Source organism: Allorhizobium ampelinum S4 (assembly GCF_000016285.1).
Taxonomy (GTDB): Bacteria; Pseudomonadota; Alphaproteobacteria; order Rhizobiales; family Rhizobiaceae; genus Allorhizobium; species Allorhizobium ampelinum.
This window is the reverse complement of sequence record NC_011989.1, coordinates 2,105,578-2,121,006: the sequence shown is the minus strand read 5'-3', so window position 1 is coordinate 2,121,006 and position 15,429 is coordinate 2,105,578. Positions and strand designations below refer to the sequence as shown.

Genomic DNA, 15,429 nt, shown 5'->3' with positions numbered 1-15,429 from the left:
CTCCCGGCGGTTCAGCGTGTGATGGCCTGCTGGGCCAGCGCCTGATTGATGGTGACGCCATATTTGGTCTGGAGCTGGTTGACCATCTGATCGAGAATATCGTCACCGGCGGATTTCGCCAGCGCGGTAATCTGGCTTTCCTGCTGGTCTACGACATCGCCGGTCGGCTGGGTGTTGACATCCGTAACCTTCAACAGGATCTGGGTCATCGGATCGGCGCCAACCGCCGAGCCAATCGTGCCGGACGGTCCACGGAATGCGGCCTGGACGGCGGCAGGGCCAAGCACCGGATCTTCGGTATCGCGGCGAAGACCGGCTTTGGTCTCGACGCCGATGGCCAGTTCAGTCGCGAGATCAGCCAGTGCCACGCCGGTATCGGCCTTGGCCTTCAACTGCTCCACCTTGGCGCCCAGCGCTTGTTTCTGCTGCTCGGTGGTCCAGTCGGAAACGGCCTTGTCCTTGACCTCGTCCAGCGTTCTCTCACGAGACGCATCGATGGACGTCACGTCGAACCACAGATAGCCATTTCTGCCGATATTGAGGGGCAGGGGCTCTGCACCCGCTTCGGTTTCGAAGACAGATTTTAACAGATTGGCTTTTTCCGGCAGATTTTCTGCCTGCTTGCCTGTCTTGTCCTGTCCCTGAGCATCGATACCGTCAATCTTGATGGCTTTCAGACCAGCCTTAGTGGCGGCTTCCTCAAGGCTCGAGCCGGAGGCACGCATATCCTCAAACCGGTCATGCACGTCATTGATCTGCTGGGCCGCGGCATTGGCAGCAAGATCAGCGCGAATCTGATCCTTGACTTCGTCCAGCGTCTTCGTGTGGCTTGGCTTGATGTTGCTGACCCGCAGAATAACCGGGCCGAAGGCGCCTTCAACGACAGGTGTTGTATCGCTGTCTTTGGCGACGGCGAATGCGGCATCGGCCAGTTTCTGATCGGGAATATCTGCCCGGGTGAAATCACCCAGCAGCACATCTGTCGCCGTCTTGCCCTGGTCGGCCACCAACTGATCGAAGGTCTTGCCATTCTTCAGCGACTGAGCCGCGGTTTCGGCCAGTTCCTTGGTCGGGAAGGTCAATTGCTCCAGCGTCCGGGTGCCGGCCACTTCGAATTTCTTGAGGTTGGCGTCGTATTCCTGCTTCACCTGCTCGTCGGTCACGGCTTTCGGATCGGCGATATCGGCAGGCTCCAGTTTTACATAGGAAAAGCTGCGATATTCCGGCGCGCGGTAGCGCGATTTCATCGTGTTGAACCAGGTTTTAAGGACCGTTTCGTCCGGTGCCTTGATCGGGTCGATATTGGCAGTGGTCAGCAGCAGGTAGTCAATGCTGCGGCTTTCCTGGCGATAGAGTTTCAACGCATCGATCAGCACTTTCGGAGGCACGAATCCTTCCGCCGTCGCATCGACGATCTGGCTGCGAACCGCGACCTTTGAGCGCTCGGTGATATAATCCTGCTCACGAATGCCGGAATTGCGCAGCCGTGAGGTGAATAATTGCCGGTCGAACTGGCCATTGGTGTTCTTGAAGGCCGGATCGTCACCGATCAACTGCGCCAGGCGGTCCTGGGAAAGGCCGAGATTCATGTCCGAGGCCAACTGATCGAGGGCTGCACCCGCGACTAACTGTTGGTAGACCTGCGATTCGATGCCAAGCGAACGGGCCTGCTCGCTTGTCAATTGTGTGCCGAAACGGCGGCTGAGATCGGAGATCTGCCGCTGATAGGCGAGGCGGAATTCGTTGGAATTGACGCTCTGGCTGCCGACCTTGATGACCTTGTCCGACGTGTCGCTCATGATCGAGCTGGAAATGCCCCAAATCGCGAAGGACGCGACAAGCAAAAGAAGAAGCCCTTTTGCCACCCAGGTGCCGGCAGCTTTTCTCAGGATCACGAGCATCGGAACGAAAACCTCATCAATATTCTTCGCCGGATGCGAAGCAGTCGCCGTTGCTTAAAGCAATCCCTGAACAAATTGAAGGCTTTCTTGATGGAAAACCCCAATGCCGTGGCATGAAACCTGTCATTGGCAGGCAGGCCCACGAAAAAGCCCGGCGAATTGATCGCCGGGCTTTGCATAAGACAGGGTATTGCCGATCAGCGCTTGGCGACGGGCAGGTAGTCGCGCTTGGGTGCGCCGGTGTACAGCTGGCGCGGACGACCGATGCGCTGCTGCGGATCCTCGATCATCTCGTTCCACTGAGCAATCCAGCCGACGGTGCGGGCGAGCGCGAACAGAACGGTGAACATTTCCGTCGGGAATCCAAGGGCGCGAAGCGTAATGCCGGAATAGAAATCGACATTCGGATAGAGCTTCTTCTCGATGAAATATTCATCGCTCAAGGCGATCTTTTCCAGCTCGAGCGCGACCTGCATCAGTGGATCGCCGGCATTGCCGGTGGCTTCCAGCACTTCATACATGGTCTTCTGCATGATCTTGGCGCGCGGATCGTAGTTCTTATAGACCCGGTGACCGAAGCCCATCAGGCGGAACGGATCGTTCTTGTCCTTGGCGCGGGCGATATATTCCGGAATCCGGTCAACCGTGCCGATTTCGCGCAGCATGTTCAGGGCCGCTTCGTTGGCGCCGCCATGGGCAGGACCCCAGAGGCAGGCGATGCCAGCCGCGATGCAGGCAAACGGATTGGCACCCGACGAGCCAGCCAGGCGCACCGTGGAGGTGGAGGCGTTCTGCTCATGATCGGCATGCAGGATGAAGATCCGGTCCATGGCGCGGGCCAGAACCGGGTTGACCTTGTATTCCTCGCAAGGCACGGCAAAGCACATGTTGAGGAAGTTGGCGGCGTAATCCAGATCGTTCTTGGGATAAACGAAGGGCTGGCCGATGTGATACTTATAAGCCATGGCGGCGATGGTCGGCATCTTGGCGATCATCCGCAGGCTGGCAACCATGCGCTGGTGCGGATCGGTGATGTCGGTCGAGTCGTGATAGAAAGCCGACAGAGCGCCGACAGTACCGACCATGACCGCCATCGGATGGGCGTCGCGACGGTAGCCTGAGAAGAATTTCGACATCTGCTCATGCACCATGGTGTGATGCGTGACGCGGTGATCGAAGTCCTTTTTCTGAGCGACTGTCGGCAGTTCGCCGTAGAGCAGCAGGTAGCAGACTTCCAGGAAGTCGCCTTTTTCAGCCAGCTGTTCGATGGGGTAGCCGCGGTGCAGCAGCACGCCTTCGTCGCCATCGATATAGGTGATTTTCGATTCGCATGATGCCGTGGAGGTAAATCCGGGATCATAGGTAAACTTGCCGGTATGCTTATAAAGAGCGCCGATGTCGATAACATCGGGGCCGATCGTGCCGCTTCGCACGTCAAGATCGACGGCCTTGTCCTCAATCTTCAAGTTTGCGCTTTGTTCCGTCATGGTGATCCTCCGGATATAGGCGGGAGACGCAGCTTTCGCCTCGTCCCAGGTTAAGCGTTGCAATTAGCTATATGATCCAGAGGTTAATGCCAAGCTATCCAAAGGACAAAGTGTGCATTGCAATAAATCGGCACTTGCATTGCAGGCATGCGTTATTGCCAGAACTGCTTTTCTTGGTTTACACCCCCTTTCTCCTACAGCTTTTGATTGATAGTCTGCCGTTAGCGGCAAGGTAAGTTTTGTTGCCGAATTATCACAAAAGCAATTTTCAGGGGCCTCGCCGCTCGTTTTCAGCGATTTGAAGGCGTGTGGCATTGCAGGGCACCGGGGCGACGGCAGGATCGATGCCGGATACGGCGGAATGGGAACTGATCAGGCAAAAAGAAGCGCGTCCGGCGCGCGGCTTGCCATGGGATAGTCGCTCTTCCAAAACCCTGTTTGACGAGGTTCTACGGCGTCCGCACATAGACCCGGAGGACGAGGCGGAAGCCCCTGATTTCGAGGGCCACTTCAGCGCATCGCCGCTGCTGGTCTCCCGCTGGCAGCGCCTTCTGCGTGCTCTCCACCGGGATGCTCTGCAGGAGCTTGCCTATGGTCGGACATTTCTGTTTTTACCCGTTCTGCTTGGTCTCGGTGCGATCTGGTGGTTTACCCGTCCGCAGGACCTTCCCCGTCTGCCGATCTTCCTGACTTTTTGTGCAGCCGGAGTGGTCTGGCTGCGGGTCCGTTACCGTCATCCTGTCCTGGCCACCGTCTGCGGCATTGCAACTCTCGGTCTTGCTGGCATGTTGCTAGCCGATGTGCAAACCGCGCGTCTGGACACGATCATCATAGACAGTGCAGTGACGACCGTGGTGCGCGGCAAAGTGGTTTCGGTAGAACCAAATGCGGACGGCAATCAAAGATATGTGATTGCACTGCATCAAACGCGCTACCCTAGTCTTAAGCGTATGCCACAGCAGGTCGCGCTTCTGGCCCGCGGCAAGCATGTTCCCTTCAACCCCGGCGACTGGATTGAGGGCAGGGCGCGGCTCTCCCCGCCGTCCGGACCGGCTTTGCCGGGCTTAAACGATTTTGCCTTTGCCTCCTATTTTGCGGGCACCGGCGCGATCGGCTATTTTTACCAGCCACCCAAGCCATTTCTGCCGGGACCAGAGATAGCGCCACCGGATTTTTGGGAGCGTGCCGGAATCAAGCTGGATGAAACGACACAGGAATTGCGCAATGGCATTTCTGATCGTATCAGGGCCATCGTGCCGGGCGATGCGGGCGCGTTTGCCGTGGCGATTGTGACCGGCGAGCGGCGCGGCCTTTCGGAGGAGGCCAATAACGATCTTCGCGTTTCCGGCCTTGCCCATATCATCTCGATTTCCGGTCTGCATATGGCACTGGCCGGTGGGCTGTTCTTCGTGGGGATCCGGCGCCTCTTGAGCCTTGTCCCTGGCATGGCGGAGGCCCGCTCGATCAAGAAGACTGCCGCAGCAGGGGCGATAGCCACCACGACCGGCTATTTTCTCATTTCCGGCTACGACATTGCCGCCCAGCGCGCGTATCTGATGATGGTTATCATGCTGTCGGCGGCTTTCTTCGACCGACCTGTGCTCAGCCTGCGCAATGCCGCGCTGGCGGCTATCCTTGTGATTCTCCTCTCGCCGTCCCAGGTCATGGGACCGAGCCTGCAAATGTCCTTTGCAGCCACCTTTGCCCTGATCGCCGGATTCGACCTTTGGCGCCAACGCCCAAGAATGCCTCCCATCCTGCCGGCGATCCCGGCGCTGACAGTGCTGAAGCCGTTGATGACGCTGGTCAGCGGCATTCTGATGACCTCTGCACTTGGCGGTTTTTCCACAGCGATGTTTTCAGCGGCGCATTTCCACCGGGTCGGATTGCATGGGTTGGAGGCAAATCTCCTGGCGGCTCCCCTTATGTCGATGCTTGTCATGCCAGCGGCGATGATCGGCGTGCTGCTCATGCCGTTCGGTCTGGACCAATGGCCGATCCAGTTGATGGGGCTTGGCCTTGAGGGCGTATTGATGATTGCCAGCAAGGTCGCGAGCTGGGGTAATGGCTTCACCTTCGGCCGGTTCGAGTGGTGGTTTCTGCCGGTCTCGGCAACCGGCCTGCTGATACTGACCCTGATGAAGACGCGGCTGCGGCTGATTGGCGTGGCGATGATGCTGACGGCGTTTGGCTATGAGGCGATAAAAACCGATCCGCCACTGCCCGATCTCGCCATATCCGAAGATGGCCAACTGTTCGCTCTCTTTCGGACCGACGACCGCCATCTCTTGACCATCGCCACCAACAAGAAGCGTCCGCCGAGTTTCATTTTCAACCAATGGCGCTCAGTGCTCGACATTGCCGATCCGATTGCGCCTGAAATATTGCCCAAGCTGGCAGCTGTTGAGATCGAGACAGGCCAACAGGGCGCGGGGAAAGGCGAGGACAAGGCGCGGGAAACAACGCGGGCCGGAAAAACAAAGACGGGGGGCCAAAAAGTCAAGGGAAGAGAGCCAGTAGAGCCGCAACAGGCGATGGCGGAGATGACGACGGCAAAGGAGAAGGCCGATAAAAAACCTGATCTTTTCCATTGCCGCACCGATGCCTTTTGCCTCGCGAGGCTCAGCAATGGTTGGACCGTCAGCCTGGTGCAGAACCGCGACTACAACCAGGCCGCTTGCGCCCTGTCCGACCTGATCGTTTCGACTGAGGCCGGCCGTGATGCCGAATGTAAGGCGCCGATAGCATCCACTATTCCCTCAGAAAAAAACGAAACCACCGTTACCCGGGAGCCTGCGGAAGACGCGACTGGGGCGGACGTTGAAATTGAACGGATCATGGCCGATGGTGACATGCTGCCATCTGACAACAGCAGCCCGTCCGTTCGCTCCCAAACGATCAGCCGAACGCAAGCGGGAGACATTTCTGCAGCCAGTGTAACGACGGTACCGGGGAAGGGTGTTGCAGTGCCCACAGATAGCCAAGTGAAGGGCGGCGCCTCAAACTCAGACCAGAATTCCCCGTCCCTAATAGAAGCGGGCGAACCTCTCGCCTTCTTGCAAACCGAGAAGGCCGCTAACGCTGGACCGATGCTGTCACGTCCCCCGAAAGTCCTGACCCGTAACGATCTGCGACGGTTCGGTGCAATGGAGATCACGCTTGGTGATCCCGCCACCCGAACGCTGCATATCGTTACGGCATTTCAAAATCAGTATCGGCCCTGGACCCGCCATCGTTATTTCGACTGGCGCAGCAATCGCTATGATCGACCGAATGGTACGGCCCACGCCAATGTTCCATCTGCTGCCAGCGACGACGTCCAGTCAGGCGCTGGAGATGTCAGTGAGCTTAGTGATAGCGACGAATAAGACCGACAAGCTTGCCCTGGATTTTTACCCGGTCCGGTCCGAAAATCCGGGTCTCATAGGCCGGATTGGCAGCTTCCAGCGCGATGGACGCCCCACGGCGGCGGAAGCGTTTCAACGTGGCTTCCTCATCGTCTACCAGAGCAACGACGATATCGCCCGGATTGGCGGTGGTGGCGTTGCGGATGATCACCGTGTCGCCATCGAGAATGCCAGCTTCGATCATCGAATCGCCTTTGACCTCAAGGGCGTAATGTTCGCCGCTGCCCAGCATTTCCATCGGCACGGAAATGTCATGGGTGTTGTTCTGGATAGCGGAGATCGGCACGCCTGCCGCGATACGGCCCATGACAGGTATGGATGAGGAATTGCGTACTTCCTCGACCTGTTTGGCCGGAGCGGATGGAACTGCCTGCAACTTGCCTCGGCTGCCTTCAATGACGGATGGCGAAAATCCTGTACGTCGGGGCGGTATGCTGGAGGTCATGGCCTCTGGCAGCTTGATAACTTCCAGCGCTCGTGCACGGTTTGGCAAGCGACGGATGAAACCGCGCTCTTCCAAAGCGGTGATCAGCCGGTGAATGCCGGATTTTGAGGCGAGGTCCAGGGCATCCTTCATCTCATCGAAGGAGGGCGGCACCCCAGACTCCTTCATGCGCTCGTGTATAAACAGCAAAAGTTCCTGTTGCTTGCGAGTCAGCATTGGGACCTACCCTTTGAATTATGAAACAAATACAGAACATACGCTATCTGTTCCAGTTGTGTTCCGCAAGTCCTTCTTGCAAATTTCCTTCGATGACGCGGCGAGAGACGGCGTTGAAGAGGAGACGAACGAGAAGCATCCTTTAAATACGGGAGGCTGAGAGGCTCCTATAGAAACAGAAAGCCTTTGCTTTATTGTCCTGACGACTGTCGGTTGGGAATGGGCAGAAAGATAGAGAAAATCGATACTATCGAAGACGTGAAATTGCGGAATGAAAGTTGGTAGCAAGTTGTTTCAGTGCGGATGGCCAACGATAAATCGACAACAATAATCTGCCGCAGTGTCTGATCGGGGACATTATCACCCCCGATCCATTTTGATATCAGTGGCTTACAGCATCGCGACGGCAATTTCCGCGGCAAGACGCGCGTTGTTTTCCACCAACGCGATATTGGTGGTCAGGCTGCGGCCGTCGGTGAGGTGATAGATTGCGTCGAGCAGGAAAGGCGTGACGGCTTTGCCAGTGATTTCCTCGCGTTCAGCCGCGGCCAGCGCCCGGCCAATATAGATTTCCATCTCCTCGCGCGCGATTTCCTCTGCTTCCGGCACGGGATTGGCGATCAACATGCCGCCATCAATGCCCAATTGGTCGCGTACCTTCTGGAAATTGGCAATTGCTGCGGGGCTTTCCAGTTTAAGTGGGCTTTTCAAGCCCGATTCCCGCGACCAGAAGGCTGGAAATTCGTCGCTGTCGTAAGTCACGACAGGTACGCCACGGGTTTCCAGGACTTCCAATGTCTTGGGAATATCAAGAATAGCTTTTGCTCCGGCGCAGACGACGATGACAGGGGTGCGGGCCAGTTCTTCCAGGTCCGCTGAAATGTCAAAGCTTTCTTCTGCGCCACGATGCACGCCGCCGATGCCGCCGGTGGCAAAAACCGAGATATTGGCGCGGGCGGCAGCGATCATCGTCGCGGCTACCGTGGTAGCGCCGGTGCGGCGTTCGGCAATGGCGTAGGCGAGATCGGCACGAGAGACCTTCAGGACATCAGTCATTTGCGCCAGTTTTTGCAACTGATCTTCTTCCAGCCCGATATGCAAAACGCCTTCAATCACGGCGATGGTCGCCGGGACCGCACCACCGTCGCGAATGATTGCCTCCACGCTTTGCGCCATCTCGACATTTTTCGGATAGGGCATGCCATGGGTGATAATGGTGGATTCCAGCGCGACAATAGGCGCATTGCGCGTCTTGGCCGCAGCCACTTCGCGGGCGTATACGATGGGCAGGAGCGGAGAAATCGAACGGGTCATGATCGGGAACTCGTTTGGCGGGGAAGGGCGCGCGGCTCGCCAACAAGGTCAAGGCGCGCGGCGAGGCGATCTGCGGTGAGGTCCTCGTCTGTTGCCCTGTCAGATAGCAGGGTCAGGCCAGCCAAAGCAACACCGTGGCGCAGCGCCAGCGGCAAGGAACTGTCATTCACTCTTTGCGAAAGCACCCCCGCACAAAGCGAATCGCCAGCTCCGGTCACATCGGCCAGTGCGTCCAGTGGCGGCGGGGTCAAGGCATAGTCACCGCTTGGATCAAAGGCAACGACCGGTCCCGCACCATTGGTGACAACGCCGCCATGGAGGCCTTTGGCGCGAAGCAGATCCGGCCAATCAGAAGGGGCATCCGGTTTTGTTCCCGCCAGAACCGCTGCTTCAGCGCTGTTGAGAAACAGCATATCGAACCTATCGAGGCAGTCGGCGTATCGCACCACCTTGGCCGGTGAAATGCCGATCCCGGCCAGAGGCTTGGCAAGCTCACGCGCCATGGCCGCAATCGCCTCCAGCGTCTCTTGCGGCAGGTTGGCATCAACCAGCAAAACGCGTGTGGCTTCGAAAGATTCGCGAACGGCGCGTACTTTCAGCCGGCGTGGCGAGAACAAGCGGTAGAGCTCCATATCGGCCAAGCCGATCACCAGATTGCCGTCTTTTTCCAAAATAGCAGTGTAGCTTGGGGTGCTCCGATCCAAAAAGGTGAAGGGCCGGTCGTCGACGCCAGCCGCTTCGGCGGCGACCGCCACCCGTTGGCCAAGCGCATCGCCGCCGCGGGGGCTGATCATAGCAACATTCAATCCAAGTCGTGCCAGGGCGCGCGCCGCGTTGAAGCCACCGCCGCCCGGTTCTTCCAACCATCGCCCCGGATTGCTGGCGCCAGCAATGGTTTCCGCATCGATGCGTCCGCGCCGATCGATATGCGCGCCGCCCAGAACGAGAATGTCGAGACTCATACCTGCCAGCCTCCTGGAAACAGTGGAAATTCGAATCGCGAAGGCGTCATTCCGAAGGGTACGATGGGCTGAAAACCAACTTCTCTTAACGGCCAATGCCATGGAAACATTAAGAGAACACCCGTCAGATTAAAAAATAAACACAAAGACTTGGGCAAGACTTGCAAGAACGGAACAAACCATGTACATAGTTCGTGTCTGCTGTTTCGTTGCCTACGCGGCTTCAATAACCTAAAGGTGGTTCAAATGTCACAAAATTCTTTGCGGCTCGTAGAGGACAAAACGGTGGATAAAAGCAAGGCATTGGAAGCGGCCCTGTCGCAGATCGAGCGATCGTTCGGCAAGGGCTCGATCATGAAGCTCGGCGCGAACGAGAAAATCGTGGAGGTTGAAACCGTATCGACAGGCTCTCTCAGCCTCGATATCGCGCTCGGCATTGGTGGTCTTCCCAAAGGCCGTATCATTGAAATTTATGGACCGGAAAGCTCCGGTAAAACCACGCTTGCGCTGCAAACCATTGCCGAAGCCCAGAAAAAGGGCGGTGTTTGCGCCTTTGTCGATGCCGAGCATGCGCTGGATCCGGTTTATGCCCGCAAACTGGGTGTTGATCTCCAGAATTTGCTGATCTCACAGCCAGATACCGGTGAACAGGCACTGGAAATCACCGATACGCTGGTGCGTTCGGGGGCGATCGATGTGCTGGTGATCGACTCGGTTGCGGCCTTGACACCGAAAGCTGAAATCGAAGGCGAAATGGGCGATAGCCTGCCGGGCATGCAGGCGCGGTTGATGAGCCAGGCGCTGCGCAAGCTGACGGGCTCGATCTCGCGTTCGAACTGCATGGTCGTTTTCATCAACCAGATTCGTATGAAGATTGGCGTGATGTTCGGTTCCCCGGAAACGACGACCGGTGGTAACGCGTTGAAATTCTACGCTTCGGTTCGTCTCGATATTCGCCGTATCGGCGCGGTCAAGGACCGGGAAGAGATCGTTGGCAACCAGACCCGCGTCAAAGTGGTCAAGAACAAGATGGCGCCGCCCTTCAAGCAGGTGGAATTCGACATCATGTATGGCGAAGGCGTGTCGAAGACCGGTGAATTGGTCGATCTGGGCGTCAAGGCTGGGATTGTTGAGAAGGCCGGTGCGTGGTTTTCCTATAATAGCCAGCGCTTGGGGCAGGGCCGGGAAAATGCCAAGATCTTTCTTCGCGACAACCCAGCGGTTGCCGATGAAATCGAAACAGCACTTCGCCAGAATGCCGGTCTGATCGCCGAGCGTTTTCTTGAAAATGGCGGTCCGGACGCCAATGACAGCGTCGGTCTTGACGACGCCTGATCGATTAGGACCGCTTATCTGGCGGTTGGATCTGTTCATTGTTGCGGGCTGGGGATTTACATCTCCGGCCCTTTTCTTTCGATAGGCTGGACAGGCGTCATGGCGGACGATAAAAGCCGTTGTTTTCTGACGTCTGTCCGGCAACGGACACTTATTCCAAGGGCATCCCATGAGCGGCGTAAATGACATTCGGTCGACCTTCCTCGATTACTTCAAGACCAATGGTCATGAAGTCGTTGCGTCGAGCCCGCTCGTGCCCCGCAATGACCCGACGTTGATGTTCACCAACGCCGGCATGGTGCAATTCAAGAATGTCTTCACCGGACTGGAACACCGGCCTTATTCCCGTGCGACCACAGCGCAAAAATGCGTTCGGGCCGGGGGCAAGCATAACGATCTTGACAATGTCGGTTACACGGCGCGCCATCACACGTTTTTCGAAATGCTGGGCAATTTTTCCTTCGGCGATTATTTCAAGGAAAATGCCATCGAATTGGCCTGGAACCTGATTACCCGGGAATTCGGTATTGATCGTGACAAGCTTTGCGTCACCGTCTATCACACCGATGACGAAGCCTTTGGCTTGTGGAAGAAAATTGCAGGCCTGCCGGAAGAGAAGATAATCCGGATTGGCACCAGCGACAATTTCTGGGCAATGGGTGATACCGGTCCCTGCGGTCCGTGCTCCGAAATTTTTTATGACCACGGCGACCATATCTGGGGCGGACCTCCAGGTTCCGCCGATGAGGATGGCGACCGGTTCATCGAGATCTGGAACCTGGTTTTCATGCAATATGAACAGGTGACCAAGGAACAACGGGTTGACCTGCCGCGTCCATCCATCGATACGGGCATGGGCCTGGAGCGGGTTGCCGCCCTGTTGCAGGGCAAGCACGACAATTACGATATCGACCTGTTCCGCGCGCTGATCGATGCTTCCGTTGATCTCACCGGTGTTCCGGCTGAGGGCGAGCGCCGGGCCAGCCACCGGGTGATCGCCGATCATCTGCGGTCTTCTGCGTTCCTGATTGCAGACGGTGTGTTGCCATCGAACGAAGGCCGCGGCTATGTTCTGCGCCGGATCATGCGCCGCGCCATGCGACATGCGGAACTGCTCGGTTCCCGCGATCCGATGATTTACAAGCTTCTGCCTGTGCTTGTGCAGCAGATGGGGCGCGCCTACCCGGAACTGGTCCGCGCCGAGGCGTTGATTTCCGAAACCTTGAAGCTCGAGGAAAACCGTTTCCGCAAGACGTTGGAGCGTGGCCTTTCGCTGCTGTCCGACGCCACGGCCACTCTGAACAAGGGCGATAGCATTGACGGCGAGACCGCGTTCAAGCTTTACGACACCTACGGTTTTCCCCTGGATCTGACGCAGGATGCCTTGCGCGCCCGTGGCATTGGCGTCGATATCACCGGCTTTAACGATGCTATGCAGCGTCAGAAGGCCGAAGCCCGTGCCAGTTGGTCGGGCTCCGGCGACAAGGCGATGGAAACTGTCTGGTTCGAGTTGAAGGACAAGCACGGCGCAACCGAGTTTCTCGGTTATTCCGCCGAAAGCGCCGAGGGCGAAATTCAGGCGCTGGTGCGTGATGGTGCGGTGATCGAGCAAGCTACGGCGGGCGAGAATGTTCAGGTCGTGGTCAACCAGACACCGTTCTATGGCGAATCTGGTGGCCAGGTTGGCGATACAGGTGAGATCGTTGGCGATGGGTTCGTTCTTGAGGTGCGCGATACCTTGAAGAAGGGCGAGGGGCTGTTTGTCCACGTTGCCACTGTTCGTGAAGGGACTGTTCGCGCCGGTACGGTCGTCGCGCTCAATGTTGATCATGCTCGTCGCTCCAGGCTACGGGCCAACCACTCCGCGACACATCTGCTGCATGAGGCGTTGCGCGATGTGCTGGGCAGCCATGTGGCACAGAAGGGCTCGCTGGTTGCGCCGGAGCGTCTTCGCTTCGATATTTCTCATCCAAAGCCTGTGACGGCGGAGGAGTTGAAGATCGTAGAAGACATGGCCAATGAAATTATTGTCCAGAATGCTGCTGTCACCACCCGCTTGATGGCGGTGGATGATGCGATTGCCGAGGGTGCCATGGCGCTGTTTGGCGAGAAGTATGGCGATGAAGTGCGTGTCGTGTCGATGGGGACGGTGGTGCGCGGTCCCAAGGCGGGCAGGCCCTATTCCATTGAGCTTTGCGGTGGAACGCATGTCTCGGCGACAGGCGATATCGGCTTGGTGCGTCTGGTGGCGGAAAGCGCTGTTGGTGCAGGCGTCCGCCGGATCGAGGCACTGACTGGCGAATCCGCCCGTGCCTATCTGGCCGAACAGGATGAGCGTGTCAAAGCGCTGGCATCCGCCTTGAAGGTCCAACCCGTCGATGTCGTTTCTCGCGTCGAAGCTTTGGTGGACGAGCGCCGCAAGCTGGAACGCGAATTGGCTGATGCCAAGCGGAAGCTTGCGATGGGCGGCGGTTCAACCGGCGCTGCCGACGTGCCGCGCGAGTTAGGTGGGATCAAGTTCATCGGCAAGCAACTCGCTGGGATTGATCCTAAGGATCTCAAGGGCATGGCCGACGAGGCCAAATCTGTACTCGGGTCTGGCGTTGTCCTGCTGATCGCAGTTGCTGAGGATGGCAAAGCCAGTGCTGTCGCGAGTGTGACGGGTGATCTGACCAGCAAGGTTTCCGCCGTCGATTTGGTCCGTATTGCCTCGTCCGCCCTTGGTGGTAAGGGTGGCGGTGGACGGCCTGATATGGCCCAGGCAGGTGGCCCTGATGGTGCCAAGGCCGACGATGCCATCGAAGCCGTTGCCAAGGCCATTGAGGCGGCCTAATCCTAGGCTTTAAGATGGTCGGCTTCCTCTTTTCGGTCCGACACTGTCGCTCGGAGCTTGCGGTTTATGGTTGTGGAGGATCAAGGGGCAACGCTCGGCTTGTCTGTCGCTCATGCGGAACGTTGCCTGGAGAACCTCCGGATTTTCGGGCAGCTTAATGCGTTCCTCTGCCTCAATCCATTGGTGTTGGATGAGGCTAAATCGGTGGACCGTCGGCATGAAGAGGGTGAGTACCTTCCGCTACGGGGCATGATTGTTGCCGTCAAGGACAATATTGAAACCGCGGGGCTGAACACGACCGGCGGGGCCGTCGCCCTTAAAGACTATGTTCCGCGTCGTGATGCCTTTGCGCTGCGCCAGTTGAAGCAGCATGGCGCGGTGGTGATCGGCAAGACCAATCTGGATGAACTGGCCGGGGCGGGAAGCACATTAAGCTTGCTTGGCGGCTAGTCACTCAATCCCTACGATCCGTCCCGTACTCCAGCCGGATCTTCCGGTGGCTCGGCCATTGCTGTGGCGATTGGGGCTTGCACGGTTGCGTTAGGTACGGAAACGGTGAATTCGATCCGCAATCCCGCGCATGTTTGCGGCGTTTTCGGATTGAGGCCGAGCCGGGGGCTGATCGCCCGAAGCGGCACGATTCCCGTCTCGCCGACCATGGACGTGCTGGGGCCGCTCGCGGGGACGCTCGAAGATCTGGCACTGGCATTTCGGATGATGATTGGCTTTGATAGGGATGACGCCGTGAGTTTGGCGGCCCGAGATTTCGATAGGAACGGTCTTAACGTGTCACGATGGCCGAAAGTCGAGGGTATGCGCATCGGTGTGCTGTCTGGGCTGTTTGGTACAGGTCGGGAGCATGTCGGCATAAATCAATGCCTGGATGCTGCTTTTGAGCGGCTTCGCAGCAGCGATGTCGTTGTTGTCGATATCGCGGAACCACAGTTCAATTCTGGAACGCTATATAGTGACCTGGCGCTGCATGCTCACGAATTTGAAAGCGCATTCGATGGCTTGCTGAGCGGCTTGAATACCCATGCCCCGATCCGTAGCTTCAGAGCCTATGTCGAAGACGGACGCTGGCCGCATTCGACCATGCATATGCTGCTTAAAACGGCCCTGGAAGCGGATAGGGATGACGCGAAGCTAGTTTATGCCCGTAAGATCGCTGCTGCGAAGACGATACGAACGCTTACCGAGCAGATTATGCTGGAGCATCGGCTTGACGCGCTGGCCTACCCTGTTCAACAGCGCGCGGCTCTTTTGATCGGTGAACCGTCGAGACCCGAACGTAATGGCGTACTGGCTTCAGCGCTTGGATGGCCGGCCATAAACGTGCCGGTAGGGCAATCTGAAGGCCTGCCGGTTGGACTGGATTTAATGGCATTTCCATTCCAGGAGCCCCTGCTGTTTTCACTGGCAAAGGCCGTGCAAGGGCCGCCCGCTCGCCCCAAAACCCTATAGAATGCGCGGTTCTAAATTCGTTTGAAGCGCTGTAGGAGCGGGGGTAAGCCATGGCGGAGAGGGCG

Annotated in this window: 8 protein-coding genes and 1 pseudogene; 4 read left to right on the top strand and 5 right to left on the bottom strand. The window is 57.6% G+C overall.

Annotated features, from left to right (window positions below; genetic code table 11):
- Window positions 1–11: 11 nt before the first annotated feature.
- Together AVI_RS10090 and gltA are read right to left on the bottom strand one after the other, a co-directional pair.
- Window positions 12–1,901, bottom strand: a complete 1,890-nt coding sequence (locus AVI_RS10090) for a peptidylprolyl isomerase (RefSeq protein WP_015916261.1) — start codon at window positions 1,899–1,901, stop codon at window positions 12–14.
- 197 nt (window positions 1,902–2,098) lie between these two features.
- Window positions 2,099–3,388, bottom strand: coding sequence for a citrate synthase (gltA, locus tag AVI_RS10085; RefSeq protein ID WP_015916260.1), 1,290 nt, complete (start codon window positions 3,386–3,388; stop codon window positions 2,099–2,101).
- Between the two features lie 308 nt (window positions 3,389–3,696).
- Between gltA and AVI_RS10080 the strand changes: the two genes are divergently transcribed.
- Window positions 3,697–6,756 (top strand): ComEC/Rec2 family competence protein, encoded by a 3,060-nt coding sequence (locus AVI_RS10080; RefSeq protein WP_139192386.1) that lies wholly within the window; start codon window positions 3,697–3,699, stop codon window positions 6,754–6,756.
- Here AVI_RS10080 and lexA read toward each other — a convergent pair.
- The 3 genes from lexA to AVI_RS10065 all read right to left on the bottom strand — a co-directional run bounded on the left by lexA (window position 6,737) and on the right by AVI_RS10065 (window position 9,732).
- A complete protein-coding gene (lexA, locus tag AVI_RS10075) occupies window positions 6,737–7,456 on the bottom strand; it encodes a transcriptional repressor LexA (RefSeq protein ID WP_015916258.1) in 720 nt (239 codons plus the stop codon). The two genes, AVI_RS10080 and lexA, sit on opposite strands and share 20 nt — an antisense overlap.
- A gap of 390 nt (window positions 7,457–7,846) precedes the next feature.
- A complete protein-coding gene (locus AVI_RS10070; RefSeq protein WP_015916257.1) occupies window positions 7,847–8,770 on the bottom strand; it encodes a pseudouridine-5'-phosphate glycosidase in 924 nt (307 codons plus the stop codon).
- Entirely contained in the window at window positions 8,767–9,732 is a 966-nt protein-coding gene (locus AVI_RS10065; RefSeq protein WP_015916256.1) for a carbohydrate kinase family protein, read from the bottom strand. Before AVI_RS10065 ends, AVI_RS10070 begins: the two co-directional genes overlap by 4 nt.
- A gap of 246 nt (window positions 9,733–9,978) precedes the next feature.
- Between AVI_RS10065 and recA the strand changes: the two genes are divergently transcribed.
- From recA to AVI_RS10045, 3 genes and pseudogenes are all read left to right on the top strand, one after another.
- Window positions 9,979–11,067 (top strand): recombinase RecA, encoded by a 1,089-nt coding sequence (gene recA / locus AVI_RS10060; RefSeq protein ID WP_015916255.1) that lies wholly within the window; start codon window positions 9,979–9,981, stop codon window positions 11,065–11,067.
- Between the two features lie 169 nt (window positions 11,068–11,236).
- Entirely contained in the window at window positions 11,237–13,900 is a 2,664-nt protein-coding gene (alaS, locus tag AVI_RS10055) for an alanine--tRNA ligase (RefSeq protein WP_015916254.1), read from the top strand.
- Between the two features lie 66 nt (window positions 13,901–13,966).
- Window positions 13,967–15,364: pseudogene (locus tag AVI_RS10045) on the top strand (amidase).
- The last annotated feature ends 65 nt before the right edge of the window (window positions 15,365–15,429 follow it).